This window comes from Ottowia caeni, assembly GCF_050821495.1.
Classification (GTDB): Bacteria; Pseudomonadota; Gammaproteobacteria; order Burkholderiales; family Burkholderiaceae_C; genus Ottowia; species Ottowia caeni.
Map to the genome: position 1 here is coordinate 2,230,134 of NZ_CP151080.1, position 25,426 is coordinate 2,255,559.

General features: G+C 59.3%; 17 protein-coding genes, 1 tRNA gene and 4 pseudogenes. 8 read left to right on the forward strand and 14 right to left on the reverse strand.

Annotated features, from left to right (window positions below; all coding sequences use genetic code 11):
- Positions 1–192: 192 nt before the first annotated feature.
- Positions 193–1,041 carry a nucleotidyl transferase AbiEii/AbiGii toxin family protein gene (locus AAAK34_RS10810; protein ID WP_231693047.1) on the reverse strand — a complete coding sequence of 283 codons (849 nt, stop codon included), beginning with the start codon at positions 1,039–1,041 and terminating at the stop codon, positions 193–195.
- A gap of 452 nt (positions 1,042–1,493) precedes the next feature.
- Positions 1,494–1,655: pseudogene (locus AAAK34_RS10815) on the reverse strand (type IV toxin-antitoxin system AbiEi family antitoxin domain-containing protein); the annotation flags it as partial.
- Between the two features lie 386 nt (positions 1,656–2,041).
- On the opposite strand from AAAK34_RS10815, the gene AAAK34_RS10820 reads away from it, so the two are divergent.
- Positions 2,042–2,452: a hypothetical protein gene (locus AAAK34_RS10820; protein WP_231693049.1), complete on the forward strand. Its 411-nt coding sequence runs from the start codon at positions 2,042–2,044 to the stop codon at positions 2,450–2,452.
- Between the two features lie 667 nt (positions 2,453–3,119).
- Here AAAK34_RS10820 and AAAK34_RS10825 read toward each other — a convergent pair.
- The 4 genes from AAAK34_RS10825 to AAAK34_RS10840 form a co-directional block, all read right to left on the reverse strand.
- Positions 3,120–3,683, reverse strand: a complete 564-nt coding sequence (locus tag AAAK34_RS10825) for a cyclophilin-like fold protein (protein WP_231693050.1) — start codon at positions 3,681–3,683, stop codon at positions 3,120–3,122.
- Between the two features lie 27 nt (positions 3,684–3,710).
- On the reverse strand, positions 3,711–4,841 hold the full coding sequence (locus AAAK34_RS10830) for an MFS transporter (RefSeq protein ID WP_431777261.1): 1,131 nt from the start codon (positions 4,839–4,841) through the stop codon (positions 3,711–3,713).
- 216 nt (positions 4,842–5,057) lie between these two features.
- On the reverse strand, positions 5,058–6,170 hold the full coding sequence (locus AAAK34_RS10835; protein ID WP_231693052.1) for an alpha/beta hydrolase: 1,113 nt from the start codon (positions 6,168–6,170) through the stop codon (positions 5,058–5,060).
- Between the two features lie 162 nt (positions 6,171–6,332).
- On the reverse strand, positions 6,333–7,472 hold the full coding sequence (locus AAAK34_RS10840) for an MBL fold metallo-hydrolase (protein WP_431778017.1): 1,140 nt from the start codon (positions 7,470–7,472) through the stop codon (positions 6,333–6,335).
- A gap of 123 nt (positions 7,473–7,595) precedes the next feature.
- On the opposite strand from AAAK34_RS10840, the gene AAAK34_RS10845 reads away from it, so the two are divergent.
- Positions 7,596–8,486, forward strand: a complete 891-nt coding sequence (locus tag AAAK34_RS10845) for a LysR family transcriptional regulator (protein WP_231693347.1) — start codon at positions 7,596–7,598, stop codon at positions 8,484–8,486.
- Positions 8,487–8,792: 306 nt separating this feature from the next.
- Here the strand turns inward: AAAK34_RS10845 and AAAK34_RS10850 are convergent, their stop codons facing one another.
- From AAAK34_RS10850 to AAAK34_RS10870, 5 genes are all read right to left on the reverse strand, one after another.
- Positions 8,793–9,908, reverse strand: coding sequence for a phage integrase central domain-containing protein (locus AAAK34_RS10850; RefSeq protein ID WP_231693054.1), 1,116 nt, complete (start codon positions 9,906–9,908; stop codon positions 8,793–8,795).
- A gap of 191 nt (positions 9,909–10,099) precedes the next feature.
- Positions 10,100–10,190 (reverse strand) — tRNA-Ser (locus AAAK34_RS10855).
- Positions 10,191–10,275: 85 nt separating this feature from the next.
- The gene (locus AAAK34_RS10860; protein ID WP_231693055.1) at positions 10,276–11,466 is read right to left on the reverse strand and encodes a GGDEF domain-containing protein; all 1,191 of its coding nucleotides are present in this window, start codon (positions 11,464–11,466) and stop codon (positions 10,276–10,278) included.
- A gap of 76 nt (positions 11,467–11,542) precedes the next feature.
- Positions 11,543–12,457, reverse strand: a complete 915-nt coding sequence (locus AAAK34_RS10865) for a stomatin-like protein (protein ID WP_231693056.1) — start codon at positions 12,455–12,457, stop codon at positions 11,543–11,545.
- Positions 12,458–12,509: 52 nt separating this feature from the next.
- On the reverse strand, positions 12,510–12,935 hold the full coding sequence (locus AAAK34_RS10870) for an NfeD family protein (protein ID WP_231693057.1): 426 nt from the start codon (positions 12,933–12,935) through the stop codon (positions 12,510–12,512).
- A gap of 255 nt (positions 12,936–13,190) precedes the next feature.
- On the opposite strand from AAAK34_RS10870, the gene AAAK34_RS10875 reads away from it, so the two are divergent.
- Both AAAK34_RS10875 and AAAK34_RS10880 read left to right on the forward strand, forming a co-directional pair.
- Positions 13,191–15,554 (forward strand): arginine/lysine/ornithine decarboxylase, encoded by a 2,364-nt coding sequence (locus tag AAAK34_RS10875; protein WP_231693058.1) that lies wholly within the window; start codon positions 13,191–13,193, stop codon positions 15,552–15,554.
- 120 nt (positions 15,555–15,674) lie between these two features.
- A complete protein-coding gene (locus AAAK34_RS10880) occupies positions 15,675–15,899 on the forward strand; it encodes a YdcH family protein (protein WP_231693059.1) in 225 nt (74 codons plus the stop codon).
- Between the two features lie 129 nt (positions 15,900–16,028).
- Here the strand turns inward: AAAK34_RS10880 and fabI are convergent.
- Positions 16,029–16,843: pseudogene (fabI, locus tag AAAK34_RS10885) on the reverse strand (enoyl-ACP reductase FabI).
- Positions 16,844–16,883: 40 nt separating this feature from the next.
- Here fabI and AAAK34_RS10890 point away from each other — a divergent pair.
- Together AAAK34_RS10890 and AAAK34_RS10895 are read left to right on the forward strand one after the other, a co-directional pair.
- Positions 16,884–18,674, forward strand: a complete 1,791-nt coding sequence (locus tag AAAK34_RS10890; RefSeq protein WP_431777262.1) for an extracellular solute-binding protein — start codon at positions 16,884–16,886, stop codon at positions 18,672–18,674.
- A gap of 14 nt (positions 18,675–18,688) precedes the next feature.
- Positions 18,689–19,716 (forward strand): annotated as a pseudogene (locus AAAK34_RS10895) (microcin C ABC transporter permease YejB).
- Between the two features lie 28 nt (positions 19,717–19,744).
- Here AAAK34_RS10895 and AAAK34_RS10900 read toward each other — a convergent pair.
- Entirely contained in the window at positions 19,745–20,698 is a 954-nt protein-coding gene (locus AAAK34_RS10900; RefSeq protein WP_231693063.1) for a UDP-glucuronic acid decarboxylase family protein, read from the reverse strand.
- Positions 20,695–22,233 (reverse strand): DUF4422 domain-containing protein, encoded by a 1,539-nt coding sequence (locus tag AAAK34_RS10905; RefSeq protein ID WP_231693064.1) that lies wholly within the window; start codon positions 22,231–22,233, stop codon positions 20,695–20,697. The genes AAAK34_RS10900 and AAAK34_RS10905 overlap by 4 nt, the downstream gene beginning before the upstream one ends.
- 473 nt (positions 22,234–22,706) lie before the next feature.
- Here AAAK34_RS10905 and AAAK34_RS10910 point away from each other — a divergent pair.
- Positions 22,707–23,755 (forward strand): annotated as a pseudogene (locus AAAK34_RS10910) (ABC transporter permease).
- Positions 23,755–25,383: an ABC transporter ATP-binding protein gene (locus AAAK34_RS10915; RefSeq protein WP_231693348.1), complete on the forward strand. Its 1,629-nt coding sequence runs from the start codon at positions 23,755–23,757 to the stop codon at positions 25,381–25,383. The pseudogene AAAK34_RS10910 and the gene AAAK34_RS10915 overlap by 1 nt, the downstream one beginning before the upstream one ends.
- The last annotated feature ends 43 nt before the right edge of the window (positions 25,384–25,426 follow it).

Consider the following 25,426-nt stretch of genomic DNA (forward strand, 5'->3'; position numbering starts at 1 on the left):
CGCCTCCCGCGCCATCTGCCCCTAGTGGGTTGCCACCGAGCTGGGTCGGGATTTCTAGCATGTGCCCACTTCGTAACAAGGCGGTACGACCTGCGCGAGGGCGTCGTTCACATCATCGGCTGGAAGGCGCATGTAACCTCATTTTTCTTTGATCTGAAGTTTGAGGTACCACCAAAAGTACCATCAGGCCTTTCAGCCTTGCTTTTGCAGCTTCTGAAACTCATCGCGCAGCAGGGTGACAACGTCCACTAGATTGAGCGCCTGCAGCCGGTTCTTTTTCAGGAACGCAATCCATTGCGCTGTCTTCACGGCATCCCGTGCGAATGCATCGCTCAAGCCCGAAGGTGTTGTGTCCGGCACCTGCAGTTGCCGTCGAGCAAAGGTGGCGCCGATGGCGCGGCGCAGTTCTGTCGATTCCAGGGCATCCTCGGTGAGCAGCACCCATAGATCGAAGTAGTCCTTCATCCGGGTGTTGGCCATGCCGAGCAGGCACATCGCATGAAACTTCTCGGCTACCACTGTGTATTTCGGGTACGAGCGCAATTGCGGTGCTGGCAGGTCTTCAAGCAACACCGGGTAGCTCACCAATTCGGGCGCGGGTGTGACCGCATCGCCAAAACCGATGTCCACCTGCAGCGTGATGCGAGCGCCGTCCAGCTTCGCCATCAGGTCGATCCGCACACCGCCATAGCCCGCCTCCTTGCGGATCACCGAGCCCTTGACCGAAGCGAGGTCAAACGCGATGCCGTCTTCCACCTCCATTGCACAGATCTCACGGAAGGCTGCAACGGCAGAATAGATGTCGTCCGGTCCAAAACCCAGCAGGTCCGCGTCGCGCGTCGGCCGGTGTGGCCGGTCGTACCACAGCGAAAACAGCAGCGCACCCTTGAGCAGGTAGTTGCCGGCATGGGGTGAGATCGACGGTCGATACAGCAACCGCTCCAGCCCGTAGTGGGTGAGGATCAGGTTGAAGTCCTGCTTCCTGGCATCGGCACGTTGCTTCAAGCGGGCTCGGATGGAGGCGGCCAGGTTGCGGCTCATGCTGTCACGCTCTCCAGGTAGGGCCGCATCACATTGGCCACGCGGTTGACCGAAGCGTAGTGCCACAGCGCATCCATGGTCAGCTTGCGCTGCGCCCAGCCGTCGCGAAGCGCCTCCAGCGCCACGTCCAGGCCGATCTTGTTGCGATACTTGAAACAGTCGGCCACCGTCTTGTTGGCGTTGAAAACCGGGACTTGCACGCCATCGATGTCGATGGGTTCAACACCTTCAGTGAGGGCCGGGCCCGACATGCGCACCACACGCAGCGCCGGTTGGTCCAGTCGGGGTGTGGGTGTGTGCGGAGGAATCGCCAACCAGACCTCGAACGGCGCCTGGGTGCCGATGCCATGGACGCGCAGCGCAGACAGCAGGCACACGACACCACGCGGCGCCCGCAGGGCTACTTCGGCCAGGGACCGGTGTTCGCTGAGTGCACGCCCCGGCAGGCTGTAGACGCCACGTGCCACACGCTCCAGCTTGCCTGCGGCGACCAGCCTGCTGAGCACAACGGTTGGCAGTGCCTGCGCGGTCAGGTCGCGCGCGCGCAGAAGAGGCCGGCGCTCGGCGAGTGCGAGCACGGCGTTTTCCATCGTTGAGTTTTTGCCATGGATCATTCATGCAGTTTGTTGCTAAAGCTAGTTATTTGTCAACAAATAACTAGATAAAGAAACAAACACCTGGATTCGGTCGAGCGTCTGGTTCAGTACCTATGCAGTGGCGATTCACTCCCTGTTCACTCCCTGTTCAGTTTGTGCACTGGCGGTTCGCTGGTGGTTCAGCTTGTTCAGTCTTCGTGCTGCTGAGTCGACCGTATCGAGGGATTGAGGCGATCTTAGGCGCCTCAGCGCCCGAGTTCCGCACTGGATTTCCGCCCGAATCCAGCACGTCAGGGTGCTCGATCCAGGGGCAGACTGTCTGCATGGATGAGTGCAGTGATAGGCGGCCCGCCGCCGATTTCACAAACGACTCGCTTCGCTCACGTTTGACCTTTGGAGGACCCATGGACACCCGCAACCCTGATTTCATCACGGTCGATATGCGCGGCCTCAAGGCCGCGCTGGTGAGCTGCGCTCAGGCCCGCCGGGAGAGCGTGTCGGTACTGGTTCGTCGGGCTGTGGCCCGTGAACTCGGACAGTCCGAGTCTGTTCCTCAGTTGGTCGTCGATACCGGGTGCCTTGGCGCGTCGCATGCGCCCCGGGTCCAGTTGTCAATCAGATTGACAACCCCCGAGGCCAAGCGGCTGGCTGTCGGAGCGCACATCGCGCAGATCTCGCGTGATGCCTACCTGGCAGGCTTGATCACGGGTGTTCCTGCCTTGACCACAGGCGCAAGCCGCACCGCGGAAATCGTTGAACTCATCAAGTCCAACGCGAAGCTCTCCAGCCTTAGCCGGAACATCTTTGGCGGCTGAAGGCCAGGGAGGACGGGCGGCTGCGGAAAGCCAGACCTGAGGACAAGAGCAGCCGGAAATCGCGGACCACCCGTACAGAGGCGCTGCGTGCCTGGTTGCACATTGGTCAGGCCCTGGCCAAGTCACCGGATGCTAGAGACGTGGAACTGGCCGGATCGATCGCATTGTTCCTGCAGGGATCATCCCTTCCGGTCGGGCTGTCCAGGATTCCGCTATACCCTACACAACCGACGCGAACGGGGGCGGTTGTAGATCATGAGGTCAGGCGATGATGGGGGTAGCACTTTGATGTTGACCTGAAACGAGGGTTCACCGGCACCAAGATATATTCCCGTTCAAGGCTGGGTGTGGCCACTCGAATTTGTCAGACGAATGTTGGTGGCTGCCCAGAACGGTAACTCAGGATTCGCTGGGGTGGAGGGCAGCTCTACACCTGAAACTCGACGTTCGCCACCGGTCGAACGGGTGCAGGTCAATCTCTGGCAGCATCGGCCGCAAAGTGGCTGCTTGCGAAGGCGACGATCTCACGTTCGCGGCTTTTTAAGTCTCTGGACCACAATGGATCCGGACTTCACGAACCGCTATACATCTGACAGCCGGGCCACTGCGCTTGATCGACCCTGACTTGTGAATCCTTCAAGACCTATGGCCGGACGAAGAGTCTGCTTTAGTCCCTAGAAAACACCACCCGCACATCGCGTCGCCCCAGTGCCTGCGCAAGTCCCGCTGGGTCGTCCACGCGGCCGAGGCGCGTGTAGGAGTAGGACGAATCGAAGGTCAGATAAAAAATGACCACCGTGCGCGATCCCCACAGCATGAGGTCGCCGTTGCGGATGGTGCCGGGCCTGGTCGCTTCTGTGGGCAGCGCGTCCGGTAGATCCTTCTTCTTCTCGTTGCCGTTGAGTTCTTCCATGTCCAGTGTCAGCGGCAGAATGGCGGAAAAGGCGCGAGCGGCCTTGGTGTCGGCCAGGGTGATGGCGAAGCGGCGTTCGCCCACGGTCATCCACAGGCGTGACGCTTCCGAATTCCGGGATGTCTGAGCGGTACCCGGCACGGCGCCAGAGGATGCCACGGGGCTGGCCGCATGGGTGGCATGACCGCAGTTCAGTGCAAGCAGAAGCAGCAGGCCAAGCCGTTGTTTGGTCCACCAGCGCCAGACATCAAGAAGTGGTGTCGTGTCAAGCCGAGCGTGTGGATGGCCTGTGCCAGGATCAAGGGTTTTGTCGGTCATGGATTCTCCTTGCAAGGTGCACATTGATCAGGCGACATGTTGCGCCTGCATTCGGGAGGTTTGAAACGTCAGCAAGGCGCCGATCAACAACACCACCGCACTCACGACGAAAGTGCCCTGATAACCACTGGCATCGAACAGCACGCCGCCAACGCTGGAGCCCAAGGCGATGGCGAGCTGGATAACCGCCACCATCAAACCACCACCGGCCTCTGCCTCGTTCGGCATCGCCTGCGCAATCCAGTTCCACCAGCCCACAGGTGTGGCTGTAGCGATCAATCCCCACAGGCCCAGCAGCACGGCCACAGGCACCACCCAGGCTCCGAACGGGATCAAGGCCAATGCAATGACCGACATGAGGATTGGGATGGTGATGAGCGGACCGTACAAGCCCCGTTTGAGGAGCGTGCCGATGGCCAGGGTGCCGATGAAGCCCGCCACACCGACCACCAGAAGCAACAGCGACAGCGTGAACACACTGACGTGAGTGACCGTTTCGAGGAAGGGGCGCAGGTAGGTGAACAGCGCGAACTGTCCCATGAAGAAGGCGCCGCACCCGGCCATGCCATAGGCCACGGTGCGGTTCTTGAGCAGCTTCAACACATTGCCTGAGCCGGACAGGCGCGCATCCGCTTTCATGGTCGGCAAGGCGATCCATTGCCAGGCCCATGCGATCAATGCCACTGGCACCAAGGCGAAGAACGCACCGCGCCAGCCGATCAGAGCGCCGAGGTAGCTACCCAGCGGCGCAGCAATCACCACCGCCAGGGCATTGCCGCCATTGAAGATGGCCAGTGCCTTGGGCACTTGGTCCGGCGGCACAAGTCGCATCGCCATGGCCGCGGACATGGACCAGAAGCCGCCGATCGCCACGCCGATGAGCGCGCGACCGGCCATGTAGGTCGGGTAGTTCGGCGCCAGGGCCACGATGACGCCTGAAATGCCCATCAGAACGGTCAGGGCCAGCAGCAGCGTCTTGCGATCCAGATTGCTGGCCAAGGTCGAGATCGACAGGCTGGTCAGCACCGCCAAAGCGCCGGAGATGGTGATGCCTTGGCCGGCCATCCCCTCAGTAATCCTAAGGTCGGTGGCGATCGGGGTCAGCAGGCTGACGGGAATGAACTCGGAGGCGACCAGCGCGAACACGCACAGCGACATGGCGAAGACGCCGCTCCAATGGGCGGGGCGCTCCGGGGTTTCGAATGGGGCCCCGACGGGGGGTCGGATGGGATGGGTGTCATGGCGTCTTTGTGGAGCCTCGTTTTGCCAAGAAAACGCCATGTGCGTCTGTTGGACGGACATAGCGTTGTGACCGCGGTCGTGCTGGTCACGGGGCGGGCGCATCAAACACCTCTATGGGCCTCGCTTCAACGGTCAGACCGAAGCCAGGTGCTGTTTGAAGAAGGATGTCAGCTTGTCGAACGGGATCACATCCACCCGGTCATACAGGTCGATGTGGCTGGCGCCCGGGATGATCAGGAGTTCTTTCGGGCCTTTCGCGGCGGCATGTGCCGTTTCGCTGAAGTAGCGCGAATGGGCTTTTTCGCCGTGAACGAGCAGCAGCGGACGCGGCGAGATTTCCGCGATGTAGGTCAGGATCGGCATGTTCATGAACGACAGCGGCGTGGTCTGCGACCAGGCGTTCCCGGAGTTGACCGCGCGCGGATGGTAGCCGCGCGGCTTCATGTAGTAGTCGTGGTAGTCGACCACGAACTGCGCTTCGCCACCCTTGAGCAGGTTGTAGGGCGGTTGGTAGGCTGGGCTGCCTTTTTCCGCGTCCTTCCAGCGCTGTTGGCCCAGTTGTTCCAGCATTTGTGTGCGCTGCTCCAGGGTCACACCGTCGTTGTAGCCCTTGGACATGACACGGGTCATGTCGTACATGGTGCTGGCCACCACAGCCCTGACGCGCTTGTCCACCGCAGCAGCATTCAAAGCGATGCCGCCCCAGCCGCAAATGCCGATGATGCCGATGCGCGCACGGTCCACACGGGCATGCAGGCCCAGGAAGTCCACCGCGGCGCTGAAGTCTTCGGTGTTGATGTCCGGTGAAGCCACATTGCGCGGCTCGCCGCCGCTCTCGCCGGTGTATGAAGGATCAAAGGCCAGGGTGATGAAACCCCGCTCGGCCATCGTCTGTGCGTAGAGGCCCGAGGATTGTTCCTTGACCGCACCAAAGGGGCCGCCCACGGCCAGCGCCGCCAGCTTGCCACTGGCATTTTTCGGCACGTAGAGGTCGGCGGCCAGGGTGATGCCATAGCGGTTCCTGAAGCTGACCTTCTTGTGGCCCACCTTGTCGCTCTTGGCGAAGGTCTTGTCCCAGGTGGTGCCGAGTTTGATCGGGGTCTGAGCCGTCGCCTGATTGGCTGCGAGCAAGCCAGCGCCCAATGCGGCGATGCCGCTGCCGGTCATTTTCAGCATGTTGCGGCGTCCGACGGCGGTCGATTCCTGTTGGGTGATGGCATCATCGGCTTTTTTGAGTGAGTTCATGTTGAGTTCTCCGGTTGGGCCGCCCATCAGGCGGCAAGGGTTGCGTGGTTGAACACGAAGCGGTGCTTGACGCTCTTCATGGGCTCCAGCGGATGGGCTCCCGCAGCGGCGCCGTAGGCTTTGGTGGTGTGGGCGTTGGTCATGGTGCGTTTTGCGAACAGGTCAGCGGATGGCCGCCCACCAGGCTGCGAAGGTCTGGCCCGGTTCGTCCAGCCGGACGGGGTCGCCCAACACCGGGGTCAACAGGCGCAGTGACTGGGACCGGCTGGCCGCCACCAGGCGTTGAAACGGCTCGTCCCACGCATGGCGTGCCATGGCGAACTTGCCCACATGGCCGGGCAGCAGTGCTGCGGCGCGCAAATCAGCGGTGGCGCGCACGGCCTCTTCGGGATTCATGTGGATGTAGGGCCAGCGCGGGTCGTATTGCCCGCTATCGAGCACGGCCAGATCGAAGCCACCCAGCCGTTGTCCGATCTCGGCAAAGTGCGGCCCGTAACCGCTGTCGCCGCTGAAGAAGAGGCTGCGGGCGGGTGCTTTCAGAGCGAACCCGACCCAGAGGCTGCGGTTGCGCACGAGCGAGCGCCCCGAGTAGTGGCGCGCAGGCAGCAAGTGAACCGCCAGCCCGCTGGCCAGATCGAAGCGCTGCATCCAGTCGCCCTCGCTCACCGACTCGGGCGCAAAGCCCCAGTGCCGCAGGTGGGACCCCACACCCAAACCGGTAATGGTCTGGGCAATGCGCGGGCGCAGCGCGGTCAGGGTGGCGTGGTCGAGGTGGTCATAGTGGTCGTGGGTGATCAGCAGCAGATCGATGTCCGGGATGTCTTCGGCCCGGTACGGGTTGCTGCCGGGGAAGGCCCGGTTGGCGAAGGAGACCGGTGCCGCGAAGTGGCTGAGCACGGGGTCGATCAGCACCCGCTGACCGCCGATGTGCAGGTAGTAAGACGAGTGCCCCAGCCAGACCACGACGTCGCGCTCAAGCGGCAAGGCACGCAGGTCGGTGTTGACGAAGGGCAGCGCTTGCGCTGGGGCCAGGTGTTCGGCCTTCTGGGTCAGGTTGGCCCACATCACGCTCGGCAGGCTTTGCCCTTCTGCCAGCGTGGGGGTGGGGATGGCGTTGTGAAACACCCCGTCCGTCTGGTTGGGTGAGCCCTGGATGGTCTGCAGACGTTCTCCGTCTGGCGCCTGGCCAAACTCAGCCCGTTGCAGGTATAGGCCAGCCGCCCCGCCCAAGGCGGTGCCCAGCAGCACGACCGAAGCTGCTGCTCCTCGGAACCATCGCCTTGTGACACCTGTTTTGACCACTTTGACCAACCCGACTTTCTGTGTGAATACACACCTTGTGAAACGACAGTGGGGACTTTATCGACGGCCTATTGATCTGACTAGGTGGCACAATCCGTATGAACTCATGGCCTATTTCGATCAATTAAAATGGAAAACCTCAACGACATTCATGCCTTTGTGGTCGTGGCCAGAGAGCGCAGCTTTACCCGTGCCGCCGTCAAACTGGGGTTGTCCCAGTCCACCCTGAGCCACACCATCCGCCAGCTGGAAGAGCAGATCGGCGTGCGGCTGCTGACGCGCACGACCCGCAGCGTCTCCCCCACCGAAGCAGGCGAGCAGTTGCTGCAGCACGTGGCTCCGCGGCTGGAAGAAGTTGCCTCGGACATCGCGGCGGTGCGCGAGTACCGCGACAAGCTCGCGGGCACCATCCGCATCACGGCGATTGATCAGGCCATTGATGAGGTGCTGTGGCCCAAGCTGGCTCCGCTGCTGCGGGAGCACCCGGATCTGAAGATCGAACTCTCGGCCGATTACCGGCTGGTGGACATCGTGGCCGAGCGGTTCGACATCGGCGTGCGCATGGGTGATCAGGTGGCCAAGGACATGATTGCCGTGCGCATCGGTCCCGACCAGCGGGCCGCCATCGCGGCCTCGCCCAGCTACCTCCAGGCTCGGGGAGCGCCGCAGACGGTGGAGGATCTGACCCGGCACAACTGCATCACGCTGCGGCTGAGCAGCGGGGGCGTGTACGCCTGGGAACTGGTCAAAGAGGGCAAGGATGTCACCGTCAAGCTGGATGGCCAGGTCAGTTGCAACGGCGTGACCCAGATGCTCAACGCGGCGATCGACGGTTGCGGGTTGGTCTTCATGACCGAAGGCACTCTGCGACCGCATGTGGAGGCTGGTCGCCTGTGCTGGGTGATGCCGAACAGCTGGCCTAAATGGCCCGGCCTGCACGCCTATTACCCCAGCCGCCGGGCATCGTCACGGGCGCTCAAACTGGTGATTGATGCGCTGCGGATGTCCGGTTGATTGCCGGATGCGCAGAGCTTCCAGAGAGTCCCGGTGTTCACGCACACGCCGACTCGCGCAAACCGTGGATAGCAATCAGAAGCAGTGGACGTACAAAATGAACGTTCGGCAATGGTATTTACCGAACGCCGCTTGCACAGTTGAAACCCGTCGTTCGGCATGAGGAGATCTCACCTCTTTGGATGACAGCTGTTGGCCACAGAGCGTGACGTCATGATGTTGACACGACTGGCAACAGTCGGTGCGCTTGGAAGCTGAGTGCCCTCACGGGTCAGGAGTGAGTCTTCAGGCAAGATTGCAAGAAGGCTAAACCCGTTTCCCTCTGAATGGCACCACATTGCCCGCTATACAGGTATCGAGGTAGTTGCTCCAAGCCTGCATCATCTGGGCTCGTGGCTGCAGGTACATCGCGTGGTTGTATGAGGCGCTGACCTTGTTGCGCTCTTGGTGGGCCAGTTGAAGTCCAATGTGCTCGTGCGGCCAGCCCTGTTCGTGCGGCAGGGTGGAGGCGATGCCCCGGAAGCCGTGACCGGTCATGCGCCCCGTGTAGCCCATGCGATCCAGCGCGCCCAGGATGGTGTTGTTGCTCATCGACTTTTGATGGTCACGTTCGCCAGGGAAAAGCAGTGGGCTGTGGCCGGTCAGCGTGTGCAAGCTCCGCAGCAGAGTGACCGCCTGGGTGGAAAGCGGCACCACGTGCGGCGTCTTCATCTTCATGCGTGACGCGGGTATGTCCCAGCGTCCGCCGTCGAGATCAAATTCTTCCCAGCGCGCGCCGATCAGCTCGCTGGTGCGCACAAAGGTCATTGCCATGAGCTTGATGGCCACACGGGTGACAGTGCTGCCGTGGTAGACCTCGATCTTGCGCAGCAACTCGGGAAGTTCCTTGCCGTCCAACCTTGCGTAGTTCTCCTTTTTGCGCGAGGCGAGCACGTCGCTCGGGCGAATCTCCATGGCCGGGTTGCGTTTTGCCAGCCCGTGGGCGATGGCGTAGCGAAAGATCTGAGAACAGGTCTGAAGGGCACGTTTGGCGATGTCGAGGGCGCCGTGTTTTTCGATCGCCTTCATCATGGCGACCAGCTCGGGGGCCTCGATTTCTGCGACAGGTCTTTTTCCGATCGCTGGAAATACGTCAGCCTCCAGTCGGCGCGCGATCTTTTCGGACTCGTGGGTGGCCATCGGGTCAACACCCGTGGCAAGAAGCTTTCTGGCCAAGTCCGCTTTTTCTCGGGCCTGCGCAAGGCAAACATCCGGATAGACACCCAACGCCATGAGCTTTTGTTTGCCCTCATGACGATAGGCCCAGCGCCACAACCTGGAGCCCTGAGGCGTGATGTGCAGCTGAAGGCCGCGTCCGTCAGACAGCTTGAAAGCCGACTCAAGTGGCTTGCTGGACTTGATCGCAATGTCAGTCAGGGCCATGTTCACCCCCCGTTGGTAGAGGAAATACCAACACGGCACCTCCTGCGTACCACCAACAATACCAACAGAAACCCTTGGATGGAAAGATCCGTCACGGGACGCCTGGAAACAAAAAAGCCCCGGAACACGAGGTAAACCGGGGCTTTCAGGGTGTCTTTCGAGACGTCCTGGGACGCTCTGGGACTCATTATTGGCGGAGAGGGCGGGATTCGAACCCGCGGAGGGCTATTAACCCTCACACGCTTTCCAGGCGTGCGACTTAAACCGCTCATCCACCTCTCCGGAACCGCGTATTCTAGCGGGAAAAATTGCCGATTTCGCGCAGCTGCGAATTTTTCTTATTTTTCTTGTTTTTCAGTCGCCGTGCTCAGAGCATTTGCGACGGGTCATGTGCGCTGGCGGCGATCTCCGCCATCACAACATTATTGCCACCCTGGCGCTTGGCTTTGTACATGGCCTGGTCGGCGTGTTGAAGCAGTTCTTCGAGCTTGAGTACACTGGCTCCAGCCCGGAAGGCCAGGCCAATGCTGGCTGTTACGGGAGCCCCAAGACTGGGCGCCGGGGTGGTGGCGAGTTTCTGCCTCAACCTTTCGGCCAAGTGATGGGCTTCAGCGTCGGGGGTGTCAGGCAGAAGCAGCACGAACTCTTCACCGCCATAGCGGGCGAGGATGTCGGTCTGACGGACCGTACGGTCCATCAGGTGGGCTATGTGTCGAAGTACATCGTCACCTGTAGCGTGTCCGAATTGGTCGTTGATAGATTTGAACTGATCCAGATCCAGCATGAGCAGAGAGAGTGCGCTACCTTGCCGCCGAGCTCGCGCCACCTCAAACTCTGCCTGCCGGTGAAACTCACGGCGGTTGAACAGGCCCGTAAGCGAATCCTGTGTTGCCAATGCTTCAAGTTCGGTTTTCTGCTGCTCCAGTTTCTGGTTTGTAGCCGCCAGCGCACGCTGCAGAAGCTCTGACTGAACAAAACGGCGCCACAGCAAAATACTCACGAGCAGCGCCAAGGCGGTGGCCGAAATCGCGTTCATGCGGGTAGTGACCAGATGAGCGGGGTCGTTAGTGGTCAGGTTCAGCGCCCAGGCAAGCGCACACAGGCTAAGTAGAAAAATCGCCAGAGCCGACTTTGGGCGCAGCAAGAAAACGATGGAAATGCCCACGGCCGCATTGATGTATGCGTTGATGCTGGAGCTGACGGCTTGATCCATCACGGTCAGTACGATGGCCCAACCCATGATGACTGCCGAAGCGAGTTCGGGGAGTAGTCGGAACCGGCTTGCAGACGCAGGATTGGCGTGGATGCGACGGCACATCAAACCTGTGCAGAACATCAGCAACGCCATCACCCCGTGGGCCGCTGCAACCTGATGGGCCCAGGTACTGCGAACTGGGTCGTCGAATGGCAGGAGCATGAATACCGCCACATGCAGTAGGTTCAGCCCAAGCATTCCCCAGGCGGCAACACCGAGAACTTCGGTGTTTCGTCGATAGGCGGCATCTTGCACCAAGGAATCTTCCTCGGCCCAGCGGCGCAGGGTGTCGAATATCTTCATTGCGTCCCATCATACGAACGGACTCCACCTGTGCGGCCCGCGGTGCTTTGAAGAATTCGCGTGGTTCTGTGTATTTTTAGTTGTTTTTCTGTGCCTGAACCATTTTCATGGCTGAACTGATGAGCGCCGAGACCTCGGTCATGTTCGATGGCACGACAAGGGTGGTCTTCGATTCAGCGGCCACTTTGCTGTAGGCATCCACGGCTTTTTCAGCCACTTTGAGTTGCACGGCTTGGTCGCCACCTGGTTGGCGGATGGCGGCTGCGACGCGCTCAATGGCCTGGGCGGTGGCCTCAGCCACGGCGGTGATGGATGCCGCTTCACCCTGCGCGTTGTTGATGATCGATTGCTTCTCGCCTTCCGAGCGGGCAATGAAGGCTTCGCGTTCGCCCGTGGCGATGTTAATCTGTTCCTGGCGGCGTCCTTCAGAGGCGGCGATGAGGGCTCGCTTTTCACGCTCGGCCGTGATTTGGGCCTGCATGGCACGCAGGATTTCAGCGGGGGGCGTGAGATCCTTGATTTCGTAGCGGAGTACTTTGACGCCCCAGTTCAGTGCTGCTTCGTCAATGGCTTGCACCACTTGGGCGTTGATCATGTCGCGCTCTTCGAAGGTTTTATCCAGCTCAAGCTTGCCGATCACACTGCGCAAAGAAGTTTGCGCCAATTGCGTAATGGCGACCACGTAGTTGCTTGATCCGTAGCTGGCCCTCATGGGGTCGGTCACCTGAAAATACAAGATGCCGTCTACCTGAAGCTGGGTGTTGTCTCGCGTAATGCAGACTTGGCTGGGGACATCCAGCGGGATTTCCTTCAGGCTGTGCTTGTAGGCCACGCGGTCAATAAAGGGCACCAGAAAGCTCAAGCCGGGCGTCAAAGTGGTGTTGTACTTGCCCAGGCGTTCCACCACCCAGGCGTTTTGCTGTGGTACCACTTTTACCGCACGCGTAATGAATATGGCGGCGATGACAAAGATGATGATGGCGATTTCCACGGCGATTCCTTTCAAAGACAGGGGAGGGCGGGGGCAGGGGCAGGGCAGCGGTTCATAGTGCTTCAACTAACAGGCGACTGCCGACGAGTTCAACCACACGATGCGGACCCGGCTGTGGTGTGATACCGGGCCGATGAATGACGGTCCATTGGGCACCCCGGTATCGAATTTGGGCTGTGCCGTCTGCGTTCCAGCCGGGCACCTGTACCACCTCGCCCACGTCGAGATTGACGCTGCGTTCAGACCTTGGAGATGGGTCGCCTGGGCGCCGGCGGCGCGCAAAATAGCAAGCCAGCACGGCACCGCCCCCCACCACCGCCGCCGCGATGAGCTGCGTGGTCAGCGATGCCCCGGCGTGTGCCGCAACGGCGCCGGCCACCAAGCCGATGCTGAGCATCAAAAGATAAAAGGTGCCGGTGAACAACTCCAGAGCCACCATGGCGCCAGCGGCGATCCACCACATCGTCGATTCGGCCATATGATCTCCTGTGAATTTAAGTGTACATAAAAAGCAACCGTTTCCAGCGGTATCTCTCTGCGACATTCTGAGGCATAAATTCACGCATGCTCTTCATTGTCACTTTGGGCTTTCAATCAGGTCATCCATTAAGGGGCCTTCGGGAGCGGATTTGCGTCGTAGTTGGCCGATCAAATAACTTACTGACGCGACGCTGTCTTCCCAATTACGTACACTTCGCCGCTGCGTTGCCATTTTGCGGCTGGAGCCTGCCCCATGAAATTCCGTTTCCCCATTGTCATCATTGATGAAGACTTCCGTGCCGAGAACAGTTCCGGCCTAGGTATTCGCGCGCTCGCGGATGCCATACAGGCTGAAGGGTTTGAGGTTCTCGGTGCCACCAGCTATGGCGATTTGAGCCAATTCGCGCAGCAACAAAGCCGCGCCAGTGCATTCATTCTCTCGATTGACGATGAGGAGTTTTCCTCCTCTTCGGGGCCAGAGCTTGATCCTGTGGTGGTGAACTTGCGTAACTTCATTCAGGAGGTACGGCGCAAGAACACAGATGTACCGATTTACATCTACGGTGAAACCAAGACCAGTCAGCACCTGCCGAACGACATTCTGCGCGAACTGCATGGTTTCATCCACATGTTCGAAGACACGCCAGAATTCGTGGCTCGGCACATCATTCGTGAGGCCAAGAGCTATCTTGAGGGTATTCAGCCGCCATTTTTCAAGGCTCTGCTCGACTACGCGGAAGATGGTTCGTATTCATGGCATTGCCCGGGCCATTCGGGTGGGGTGGCGTTCCTGAAGAGCCCCATCGGCCAGATGTACCACCAGTTCTACGGCGAGAACATGCTCCGGGCAGACGTTTGTAACGCTGTGGAAGAGCTGGGCCAGTTGCTGGACCATGATGGCGCCATTGGTGAAAGCGAGCGCAATGCGGCACGCATTTTTAACGCCGACCATTGCTTCTTCGTGACCAACGGTACTTCTACCAGCAACAAGATAGTGTGGCACCACACTGTGGCGCCGGGCGATGTGGTGGTGGTAGACCGCAACTGCCACAAGAGTAACCTGCACGCGATCATCATGACCGGGGCGATCCCCGTGTTCTTGAAGCCAACGCGAAATCATTACGGCATCATCGGGCCGATCCCGAAGTCCGAGTTTGATCCGGAGACCATCAAGGCCAAGATTCGGGCCAATCCACTGCTCAAGCACGTGGATGCGGACAAGGTCAAGCCGCGGATCATGTCGCTGACGCAGTCTACCTACGATGGCGTGCTCTACAACACTGAAACCATCAAGCAGATGCTGGATGGTTATGTAGACACCCTGCATTTTGATGAAGCGTGGCTGCCGCACGCCGCTTTCCACCCCTTCTACGGCACCTACCATGCCATGGGCAAGAAGCGGGCCCGGCCAAAGCAGTCCATGGTGTACTCCACTCAATCCATTCACAAGCTGCTCGCGGGCATCAGCCAGGCCAGCCACGTCCTGGTGCAGGATTCGCAAAATGTGAAGCTGGATCGTTATCTGTTCAACGAGGCGTACCTGATGCACACCTCGACCAGTCCGCAGTACAGCATCATCGCCAGTTGTGATGTGGCAGCCGCCATGATGGAGCCACCGGGCGGCACCGCCATGGTAGAGGAAAGCCTGCTGGAAGCGCTCGATTTCCGTCGTGCCATGCGCAAGGTGGAGGCCGATTTTGGCTCTGAAGACTGGTGGTTCAAGGTCTGGGGCCCTGACAAGCTGGTGGACGAGGGCATCGGCCGCGCGGAAGACTGGATCATTAAAAATGGAGCCACCCGTACCAGCAAATGGCACGGATTTGGCAAACTCGCTGCTGGGTTCAACATGCTGGATCCGATCAAGGCGACCATCGTGACGCCTGGTCTTAACCTGGACGGCAAGTTTGACAAGACAGGCATCCCGGCTTCCATCGTGACCAAGTACTTGGCCGAGCATGGCGTGGTGGTCGAAAAAACGGGCCTCTACAGTTTCTTCATCATGTTCACGATCGGCATTACCAAGGGCCGCTGGAACACGATGCTGACAGAATTACAGCAGTTCAAGGACGATTACGACAGGAACCAGCCTCTTTGGAGGATCATGCCGGAGTTCTGTCAGCACCACCGCCGTTACGAGCGCATGGGCTTGCGCGATCTTTGCCAGCACGTGCACCAGCTCTATGCCAAGTACGACATTGCCCGGTTAACCACGGATATGTATCTCTCGGAGCTTGAGCCGGCCATGAACCCGGCGGATGCTTATGCTTGCATTGCCCGCCGTAAAGTGGAGCGGGTGGAGATTGATCACCTGGAGGGACGTGTCACGGTAGGCCTGCTGACGCCGTACCCACCGGGGATTCCCTTGTTGATTCCGGGAGAGGTGTTCAACAAGAAAATCGTGGATTACCTTAAATTCGCGCGGGAATTTGCTCTGATGTGCCCCGGTTTCGAGACGGACATTCATGGCCTAGTGGAAGTGCGCGATGACAATGACGCGGTGCGCTATTACGCCGACTGCGTGGCTGAGGAGGGGCGCGGGGGTCAGGTTGAGCCGACCACGGACATCCAGGACGCGCTTGAAACCCAGACTCGTTCGCCATATTTCACGCCGAATTGATTTTTCGGCTTGGTTGGGACGTCGTAATGCGCTACGCTGTAACCTGTTTGTGGCTCCGCGCTTTAGGGTGCGGGGGCCGCGAACAGGCGCTCTTGCCCATCAAGACCAAAAGGAGTACCGATGTTTCCTGAGTACCGCGACCTGATTCACACTCTCAAATTGGAGGACAACCATTTCGCCCGTCTTTTTGAGAAGCACCATGTGCTTGATCATCAGATAAGGCGCATGGAAGCAGGTCAGGAGCCAGCGACGCACGAGCGGATTGAGACCTTGAAGAAGGAGAAGCTGCTCATCAAGGACGAGTTGTACGTGATCCTGAAGAAGGCTGACGCAGAGGCCGCTTGAGAGTCTGGCGTGCCTCAACCTACTAAAACCCGCCGGTGTGAATGGCGGGTTTTTTGTTGGGTCAACTTTTTCCGGGCAGCTCCCCTGGGAAGCCCCTGCAGCCTTTTCCAGGCTGCGCATTTTCCCAGATTAGTTGGAGCTGTCTACGCTGATGCCTGCGGTCTGGCTGAAGCCGCCGTCGACGTAGGTGATTTCTGCCGTGACCCCGCATGCGAGATCGCTTAACAAGAATGCGGCAACGTTACCCACGTCATCGATCGTGACGTTGCGGCGCAAGGGGAGCCCGCAGCCACGAAGCCGAGGAGTTTGCCGAAATCCTTGATGCCGCTGGCTGCCAGCGTTTTGATGGGGCCGGCACTGATGCCGTTGACGCGGATGGCGCGTCCGTCTTCCGTGCGGCCCACCGCTTCGGCCAAATAGCGCACCGAGGCCTCCAAGGATGCCTTGGCCAGACCCATGGTGTTGTAGTTGGGTATGGTGCGCAGAGCGCCTAGGTAGCTGAGCGTCAGCAGTGCGGACTTGTCGTTCAGGTAGGGCAGGGCGGCCTTGGCCATGCCGGGGAAGCTGTAGGCGCTGATGTCGTGTGCGATCTTGAACGCTTCCCGCGAGAGGCCGTCCAGGAAATTCCCGGCGATCGCCTCCCGAGGCGCAAACCCGATGGCGTGCACGAAGCCGTCGAACTTGGGCCAGGTGGCCGACAAGTTCTTGAACATGGCTTCGATCTGATCGTCGTTGCCCACATCGCAGTCGAATATTAGCGAGGATCCAAACTCGGCAGCGAAATCGGTGATGCGGTCCTTGAAACGCTCTCCTACGTAGCTGAAGGCCAGCTCGGCCCCCTGGTTGTGACAGGCGCGGGCGATGCCATAGGCAATCGAACGATTAGACAAAACGCCGGTGATCAATAATCTCTTGCCTGCGAGAAAGCCGGTCTTCTGGCTCATGCTTAGGGGCTCCTGAGTGAAATAGCGGCAGAATTGTCTCATGCGATTCTGTTTTGCCACTCTGATCCTTGCACTTGCCGGTCCGGTTTGGGCTGCCCACGGCTATGCCTTGTGGGGCGAATTGAAGTATTCGGCTGGTTTTGCGCACTTTGATTACGTGAATCCTGATGCGCCCAAGGGGGAGTTGCGCATGGTGAGCAACCTGCGCTACTCCACGTTTGACAAGTACAACCCCTTCACCATGAAGGGCTCTCCACCCGCCTACCTGAACAACCTGCTGTTCGACAGCCTCCTCGCAGGCTCGATGGATGAAACCGCCAGCGGCTACGGATTGCTGGCCGAAGATATAGAGGTGGCCGGAGACCGCCTTTCTGTGGTTTTTACGCTGCGCCCTGAAGCTCGTTTTCATAACGGGGACCCCGTGCTGGCTGAGGACGTGAAACACAGCTACGAAACACTCATCAGCCCGCAGGCTTCTCCAGCCTACCGTACGATGCTCCACGAAGTGGCGGGCATGGATGTGATCAACCCGCGGAAGGTGCGGTTCCGCTTTCATCAGCCGAACCGCGAACTACCCTTGACCGTAGGTGGCCTTCCGATCTTCAGCCGAAAATGGGGCGCGGGCAAGCCTTTTGACGAGGTGGTGACCGATGTTCCCATCGGGAGCGGCCCGTATCGGATAGGTCCGGTACGATTTGGACGAGACATCACCTACGTGCGAGACCCGCAGTACTGGGGGCGAGATCTGAATGTGGCGCGCGGCAGTTCAAATTTTGATCGGATCACGGTCAAGATCTATCGCGACAACACGGCACGCCTTGAAGCGCTGAAGGCTGGCGAGTTTGACTTGATGACGGTGTATTCTGCCGGGGACTGGGCCAGGCGCATCAATGGGCGGCGCTTTACCAGTGGCGAACTGGTGAAAAAGGAGTTCCAGCACAAACTGCCGGCTGGCTTTCAAAGCTATGTTCTCAATACCCGTAGGCCTTTGCTGGCCGATGTACGCGTGCGAGAAGCTCTGAATCTGGCCATTGATTACGAATGGATGAACCGGCAGATGTTCTACGGGAGCTACCCCCGTGTGAAGGATCTGTTTGGCAATACCCTTTGCGAAGCGACCGGGACGCCCGGCGCCGATGAGCTGGCGCTACTGGAGCCCTGGCGCGGTAAAGTGCCCGACGCAGTGTTTGGCCCCATGTACGTGCCACCGAGCACGGAGGGGCCGGGCCAGTCATTGCGTGCGAATCTGCGCCGTGCTCAGCAGTTGCTGCGTGAGGCAGGCTGGACCTACCGCGACGGCGCCTTGCGCAATGTCCAAGGGCAGCCCATGGTGCTGGATTACATGGACAGCCGGGAAGGTGGCATAAGAACGGTGGGGCCGTGGATTCAGAACCTGGAGAAGCTGGGTATTCAGATGCGATTCTCGTCGGTCGATTTCGCGCTGTACCAGCAGCGGGTGGACAAGTTTGACTACGACATCATTACCTTGGCTATTCCCGGCACGCACAACCCTGGGCAGGCGCTGGCAGAGCTATTCGGTAGCAAGGCAGCCGATGTGGAGGGCAGTGCCAGCTACGCGGGGGTCAAGAACCCTGCTGTGGATGCCTTGATTACGGCGATTGTGGGTGCCCGCAGCCTGAAAGAACTTTTGCCCGCCTGCCATGCACTGGATAGGGTCATCATGCATAGTCACTACCATATCCCGCAATGGACACTGTCTTCACACCGTATGGTCTACAACAACCATAGGCTGGCTTATCATCCGCCCATGCCCCCTTATGCGCGCGCTGAGGAGTGGGTGATGACGACCTGGTGGGCACGCACACCCTGAAGGTATTGCCGCCTATGTTTTCCTATATTCTCAAGCGCCTGCTGCTGATGATCCCCACTTTGCTGGGGGTGTTGCTGCTGACCTTCGTGGTGTTGCAGTTTGTGCCTGGTGGTCCGGTGGAGCAGTACCTGATGGAGGCGCGCAGCGCGGCGGGGGGCGGGGTGGAATCGGGCGGCCTGACCTATAGGGGCAATCAGGGCGTCGATCCGCGTCAACTGGAGCAGATCAAGGCGCTCTACGGCTTCGATAAGCCCGCGCATGAACGATTCTTCCAGATGCTGAGCCAGTTTGCCCGATTTGATCTGGGGCGGAGTTTTTTCAGAACAAGGATGTGTGGACATTGGTGAAGGAAAAGCTGCCTGTCTCGATCAGTCTGGGCCTATGGACGTTTTTTATCAGCTACCTGATCTCGGTGCCCTTGGGCGTGGCCAAGGCGGTGCGTGCCGGCTCCCGCTTTGACGTTGTCACCACGCTGATTGTTCTGGTGGGCTATGCCATTCCAGGCTTCGTGCTGGGTGTGGCGCTGTTGGTGATTTTTGGGGGGCAGTTGCAGTGGTTCCCGCTGCGTGGGCTGACTTCCGCGAACTGGGAAGAGCTGAGCTGGCCGGCGCGTATTGTTGACTATCTGTGGCACATCACGCTTCCCGTGACGGCCATGGTGCTAGGGAGTTTCGCGGTCACCGCAATGCTGACAAAGAACTCGTTTCTGGAGGAAATTCGCAAGCAGTACGTGCTCACGGCGCGCGCGAAGGGCCTGAGCGAGCGCCAGGTCCTTTGGAAGCACGTTTTCCGAAACGCCTTGATTCCCCTGGTCACGGGGTTTCCGGCGGCTTTCATTGGCGCATTTTTTACCGGCGCGCTACTGATCGAGACACTGTTCTCGCTGGATGGCTTGGGCTTGCTGAGCTACGAGAGTGTGATTCGCAGGGATTATCCGGTGGTCCTGGGTACGCTGTACCTGTTCACCCTCATAGGGCTGCTCACCAAGCTGATCAGCGATCTTTGCTACGTGTGGGTAGATCCGCGCGTGAAGTTTGATTAGGGTTTTGCAGGGCATCCTTAACAGGACACTAACTACAGGTCGAGGTTTGCAGTTCCTGCTGGAAATATTCGATGGTGTGGCGCAATCCTTCTTCCAGCGACGTGCTGGGGCTCCAGTGGAGCCTCTCGCGCGCGAGTGCGATGTCAGGCATGCGTTGGCGAGGATCGTCTTGGGGCAGGGGCTTGAATACGATTTTTGAACGGCTGTGCGTGTGCTCTCGAATCAGATGAGCCAGCTCGAGAATCGTGGTCTCCCGCGGGTTGCCCAGATTCACGGGGCCGGTGAAGCCGGGTTCAGAGTTCATCATGGCGATCAGGCCAGTCAACAGATCATCCACATAACAGAAGCTGCGCGTTTGTGATCCGTTGCCGTAAATCGTCAGATCTTCGCCACGCAGGGCTTGAACGATCAAATTGCTGACCACTCGCCCATCGTTCATTTGTGTGCGGGGGCCGTAGGTGTTGAAAATGCGAACGACCTTGATGTCTACCGAATGCTGGCGGTGATAGGCAAAGAAGAGTGCTTCGGCGCAGCGTTTGCCTTCGTCATAGCAGGCACGCAAGCCTATTGGGTTCACATGGCCCCAGTAGCTTTCGGGCTGGGGATGGATGTTCGGGTCTCCGTAAACCTCGCTGGTGGATGTTTGCAACACCCGAATACCACCGCTCCTGGCGAGTTCCAGCACGTTCATGGCCCCCACTGCATTGGTGCGCAGGGTGTGCACTGGATCGCGTTGATACTGAACAGGGGACGCTGGGCACGCGAGGTTGTAGATCTGATCGACCTCTGTGAACAAGGGTGCCGCGACATCCCGCTCTATCAATTGAAACCGCGGGTTGCTCGCGAATGCGGCGATGTTGCGTGGGGAGCTGCTTGAAAAATTGTCCAAGCACAGCACGGAGTGCCCGCTATTGAGAAGTCGCTGGCATAGGTGAGAGCCAATGAATCCTCCGCCACCTGTGACGAGTATGCGCAGGGTCATGAGCGGCCTCCGCGTGCGGCAGATGCGCTTGGCGGAACAGTTCGGGACCAGGCACTGGTGTCCAGGTCCGGGTAGGTGATCTCCAGCATCGGCACAGCATGGAGGTTGGTGCCCTGTGCGGCGCGGTAGCGCACCCATATATCGAATATGCGTTCGGCAAGAAAGGCGAGGTCGCGCCGCTGATACGGATCCTCGGTGCGAACCGGCACGTTTTTCTCGACCTCGCACAATACATCGAGCCAGAGTGCGCACAACTCCTCGAAATGGTCCCAGCGGGTGATGAACAGATTGTTGGCGTAGAGCTTGCGCGTAGAGAAGCTTTCAACGAGGTATGGGATCAGGTGGGGGTAGGAACGCACTAACAGGTTCGTGACCATGCACAGATCGTTCGCGTTGTGCATGAGTGCGTATTGATCCCAGATGTTGTGCCCGACCTCTAGCGTGGGGGGGACGATGAGGGTGTCCGGATTCTTCTCGAAATGCGTTATAGCGTGTTCCGACGCCGTTACGAATGCGCGGGCAATATAGTCATTGAAGCTCAGTGTGGTGGAGCGGGCGAGCCCATTTTTCCGGGAGAAATCAAAAAATCGTCGGTAGTGGCAAAAGCCTACATAGGCCGTGCGAGGGCCATTCTTCCAGACTTCGTGCACCCCGGAGAGTTCGGACCATCGGCTGTTGTCAAGCTCAGTGTCACTTCGCTCCGTTTCCGTGGCGGCTTGCGCGGCCTCACCGACGTATATGGGGGTGATTCCGGTGTTGGGGGCCAATGGCAGCCGCCGGTGATAGACCGCATACAGACCCACGCCTGGGGTCGTAGCGGCTGCCTTGCGGGCAGGCGGGGGCATGACTTTCTGCCACGCGGGATCATGCTCCTTGAAAATGCAAAACAGGTAGCTGTAATACATCTCCCAGCCGGTCTCTGGCACGCTTTGATGGCGCATCTTGCTGTGCTCGGTGGCGCTGATTTGTGCGGCGAAAGGGAAGAAGATATCCAGCATCAGCCCACCGTAGTGCTGCAGCACGGTTTCGTTGGTGTGGATCTCAAAGCGCAGGCCGGTTCCAGAGACCAGTTGCACCATCTCGGCCACGGTAGGTAACTGGCGTGTGATTCCTTCATGCAGCCACGGGGGCGCTCCTTTGCCCATCCGTTGGAACGCAGCCGCCAGCGCCAGATCGCTTTGCACGGCCAAATTGGCGCAAGGCATGGACAAAATGACTTTTCGGCGAGCGACTCGTGTCATTTCTGCAATGACCAGCGCGCGAGCACCTTTGGCGATGTACTTCAGGCCGTCGGCGCAGACGACATGATCAAACGCATTGTCGGCAAAGGGTAATTTGAACGGGGAACCCGCGACCACGGTATTCCAAGGCGAGGGCGTGGCTTGAATGTGCCCATTCACGCTGGTGATGTTTCTTTGAAGCAACTCTGCAATGCCTTGCACTTCACTGCCCACCTCCAGCACACTGAGATGAGGGTCAGTCAGCTCCGGGTAGCGATGCACTATTTTCTGGTACCTGATTCGCCAGTTCAGCATGAAAGCAATCTTGGCACGAACTGAATCGCGCGTGTAATATTTCTACGATCGTGAATGCGTTGGCTTAAGACAAGAGCGACTACTTCGACAGGTTCTGCCTTTGTAGGAGCGGCTTTAGCCGCGATGGTCCCCAAAGCACCCGATGCCTTGGTGTAAACGCTGCCGTTCGCGGCTAAAGCCGCTCCTACAAAAACCTACGATGATCCAAAATCTGTCTTAAGCATGTGTCATTCGTTCTAAAGCCCATTCATCACAATTGGCTCTTTCCTGTCGTCATCATATGGGCAAATTAAAGTCCGCTACGAAAGCTGTCGCGCCATGAATGCGACGAAGAAGTTAAGGCAAATTTTGGACGAGCTTCAAGATGTGGCACACGCGAATACACTCGGCTGCGTGAACCGAGTTTTCTTTCCATACGGCCGGAGCCTTTGTGCGTCAGCGAATGATCCGCTTATCAGGATGAGGGTGGGCATATGACGGCCACAGCGACAGAATTCGCGCCCAGCCTTTCGCCCAAGCGCCGCGCCTGGCAGCGTTTCAAGCGCAATCGCCTTGGCTTTTGGAGCCTGGTGATGTTCGTGACGCTTGTGGCCCTCAGCCTGGGTGCGGAGCTCCTCACAAATGACAAACCGCTGCTTGTTCGCTACGAGGGGCAGCTTTACTTTCCCCTGGTCAAGTCGTATTCAGAGAAGACCTTCGGGGGGATTTCGAAGCAGAGACGGACTACCTGGACCCGTTCATCAAAGAGCAGTTTGCCAAGCCTGGTAACTGGGCGGTGTATCCGCTGAACCCCTATGGCGAAAAAACAATCAATTACTTCGCTAAATCACCTAATCCGGCGCCACCGACGCGTGACAACTGGTTGGGTACGGATGACCGGGGGCGGGACTTGCTGGCGCAGCTGGTCTACGGCTTTCGTGTCAGCGTGCTGTTTGCTCTGGCGCTGACATTCGTGGGCACGCTACTGGGAATTGCGGCAGGTGCGGTGCAGGGCTATTTTGGCGGAAAAATCGATCTGGGCTTTCAGCGATTTATCGAGATATGGAGTTCCATGCCGGAACTCTATCTGCTCATTATTTTCAGTGCCATTCTGGCGCCCAGCATTGGTCTGCTGTTGGTATTGCTCAGCCTCTTCGGCTGGATGGGTCTCTCGGATTATGTGCGTGCAGAATTCCTGCGCAACCGCCAGCTCGATTACGTGAAAGGCGCGCGCGCGCTGGGGGTGTCGAACTGGCAAATCATCTGGAGACACATCCTGCCCAACAGCATGACGCCGGTGGTGACCTTCCTTCCGTTTCGTATGAGCGCCGCGATTCTGGCGCTCACCTCATTGGACTTCCTGGGCCTAGGCGTGCCGCCCGGCACGCCCAGCCTGGGGGAGTTGCTGAGCCAGGGCAAAAACAACATTGATGCCTGGTGGATCTCGATCTCCACCTTTGGTGTGCTGGTGCTTACCCTCTTGCTGCTCACCTTCATGGGAGACGCACTGCGCGACGCGCTGGATCCTAGAAAGGGGCAATGATGGCCAACCAAACTTCGGAAGCCAATTCCTCTTCCAGGGCCCCTCTATTGCAAGTGGATCGGCTTTGCGTGTCATTTGGAGCTAAGCCAGTGGTCGATGATGTGAGTTTTTCCATCGCGCCAGGTGAAAAGCTCGCGCTGGTGGGCGAATCAGGCTCGGGCAAGACGGTGACTGCCCTGGCGCTCTTGCGCTTGCTGCCCGAGGCAAAATTCACCGGACGCGCCTTGTTTGCCGATGGAGGTCAGGGTCGCGATCTTCTGGCCTTGCCTGAGCGTGCGTTGCGCGGCCTGCGCGGCGATGACATTGCCATGATTTTTCAGGAGCCCATGACAGCCCTCAATCCGCTGATGACGGTGGGCGAGCAGATCGCGGAGGTGTTGCGGCTCAAGCGGGGTTTGACCGGGGCGCCTTTGGCACAGGCCACGGTGGAGCTGCTGGCGAGTACCGGTATCCCTGAGCCCGAGCGCCGGTCCGGTGCATTTCCGCACCAGCTTTCGGGTGGACAGCGGCAGCGCGCCATGATCGCGATGGCTTTGGCCTGCGAGCCAAAGTTGCTGCTGGCGGACGAGCCCACCACCGCACTGGACGTTTCCCTGCGTGGGAAGATTCTCGATCTGCTGGCCAGTCTCCAGGAAAAAAATGGCATGGCGGTTCTGCTGATCACGCATGATCTGAATCTGGTGCGCCGCTTTGCTGACCGTGTGGCTGTCATGCAAAAGGGGCGGCTGGTGGAGCAGGGCACGGTGTCCGACGTGTTCAACTCGCCCCAGCATCCCTACACCCGAAGCCTGCTGGACAGCCGACCGGAACGCCAGGTTGTGGATGCTCCGGTAGATGTCGCACCGCTGCTGGTGGCAAAAAACCTTCGCATAGGCTACTCCGTGCCGCTTACAGGCGTACGCGGCTGGTTCAGGAAGGGCGAGTTTGTGGCCGTCCAGGGGGCGAGTTTCAGTATCTCGCCAGGGAGCACCCTGGGGGTGATCGGTGAATCTGGGTCGGGAAAGTCCACCTTGGCATTGGCGGCGCTGGGGTTGCTGCCTTTTGCGGGTGATCTTCAACTGGCTGGTCAGAAATGGCAGCGCCGCACGGCGGCGGACAAGCCTTTGCGCCGCATTGTTCAGGTCGTTTTTCAAGATCCATTTTCTTCCCTCTCTCCGCGTTTGACCGTACAGGAAATCGTTGGCGAGGGCCTGCGCGTGCATGCCCCCGGGGTTCCGCCGGCCGAGTGCGCCGAGCGTGTGCGCCAAGCTTTGCGTGATGTGGGTCTCGATGAGAGCCAGTTTCCCAATCTGCTTTCACGCTACCCGCACGAATTTTCTGGGGGTCAGCGCCAGCGCATTGCCTTGGCGCGCGCCCTGATCGTAGAGCCGGATCTACTGGTGCTCGATGAACCGACCAGCGCGCTGGACGTCACGATCCAGAAGCAGGTCCTCACGCTCTTGCAGCGGTTGCAGAAGGAGCGAGGCCTGGCTTATCTACTGATTACGCACGATGTAGACGTCGTGCGCGCCATGGCTCACGATGTGATGGTGCTCAAGGATGGGGACGTGGTGGAGGCAGGCAGTGCAGCGGAGGTGCTGGGGGCTCCGCAGCATCCTTACACTCGGCGGTTGCTGGAGTCGGCTTAAGGCAGCTTGAGGGCGCTTGAGGGCGCTTCGCCGATAATCGTCA

Coding starts and splice junctions, on each gene's coding strand:
- AAAK34_RS10810 (WP_231693047.1), bottom strand. CDS start 1,041: ATGAGCCGCAACCTGGCCGCCTCCATCCGAGCCCGCTTGAAGCAACGT.
- AAAK34_RS10820 (WP_231693049.1), top strand. CDS start 2,042: ATGGACACCCGCAACCCTGATTTCATCACGGTCGATATGCGCGGCCTC.
- AAAK34_RS10825 (WP_231693050.1), bottom strand. CDS start 3,683: ATGACCGACAAAACCCTTGATCCTGGCACAGGCCATCCACACGCTCGG.
- AAAK34_RS10830 (WP_431777261.1), bottom strand. CDS start 4,841: ATGTCGCTGTGCGTGTTCGCGCTGGTCGCCTCCGAGTTCATTCCCGTC.
- AAAK34_RS10835 (WP_231693052.1), bottom strand. CDS start 6,170: ATGAACTCACTCAAAAAAGCCGATGATGCCATCACCCAACAGGAATCG.
- AAAK34_RS10850 (WP_231693054.1), bottom strand. CDS start 9,908: ATGGCCCTGACTGACATTGCGATCAAGTCCAGCAAGCCACTTGAGTCG.
- AAAK34_RS10860 (WP_231693055.1), bottom strand. CDS start 11,466: ATGAAGATATTCGACACCCTGCGCCGCTGGGCCGAGGAAGATTCCTTG.
- AAAK34_RS10870 (WP_231693057.1), bottom strand. CDS start 12,935: ATGGCCGAATCGACGATGTGGTGGATCGCCGCTGGCGCCATGGTGGCT.
- AAAK34_RS10875 (WP_231693058.1), top strand. CDS start 13,191: ATGAAATTCCGTTTCCCCATTGTCATCATTGATGAAGACTTCCGTGCC.
- AAAK34_RS10880 (WP_231693059.1), top strand. CDS start 15,675: ATGTTTCCTGAGTACCGCGACCTGATTCACACTCTCAAATTGGAGGAC.
- AAAK34_RS10890 (WP_431777262.1), top strand. CDS start 16,884: ATGCGATTCTGTTTTGCCACTCTGATCCTTGCACTTGCCGGTCCGGTT.
- AAAK34_RS10900 (WP_231693063.1), bottom strand. CDS start 20,698: ATGACCCTGCGCATACTCGTCACAGGTGGCGGAGGATTCATTGGCTCT.
- AAAK34_RS10905 (WP_231693064.1), bottom strand. CDS start 22,233: ATGCTGAACTGGCGAATCAGGTACCAGAAAATAGTGCATCGCTACCCG.
- AAAK34_RS10915 (WP_231693348.1), top strand. CDS start 23,755: ATGGCCAACCAAACTTCGGAAGCCAATTCCTCTTCCAGGGCCCCTCTA.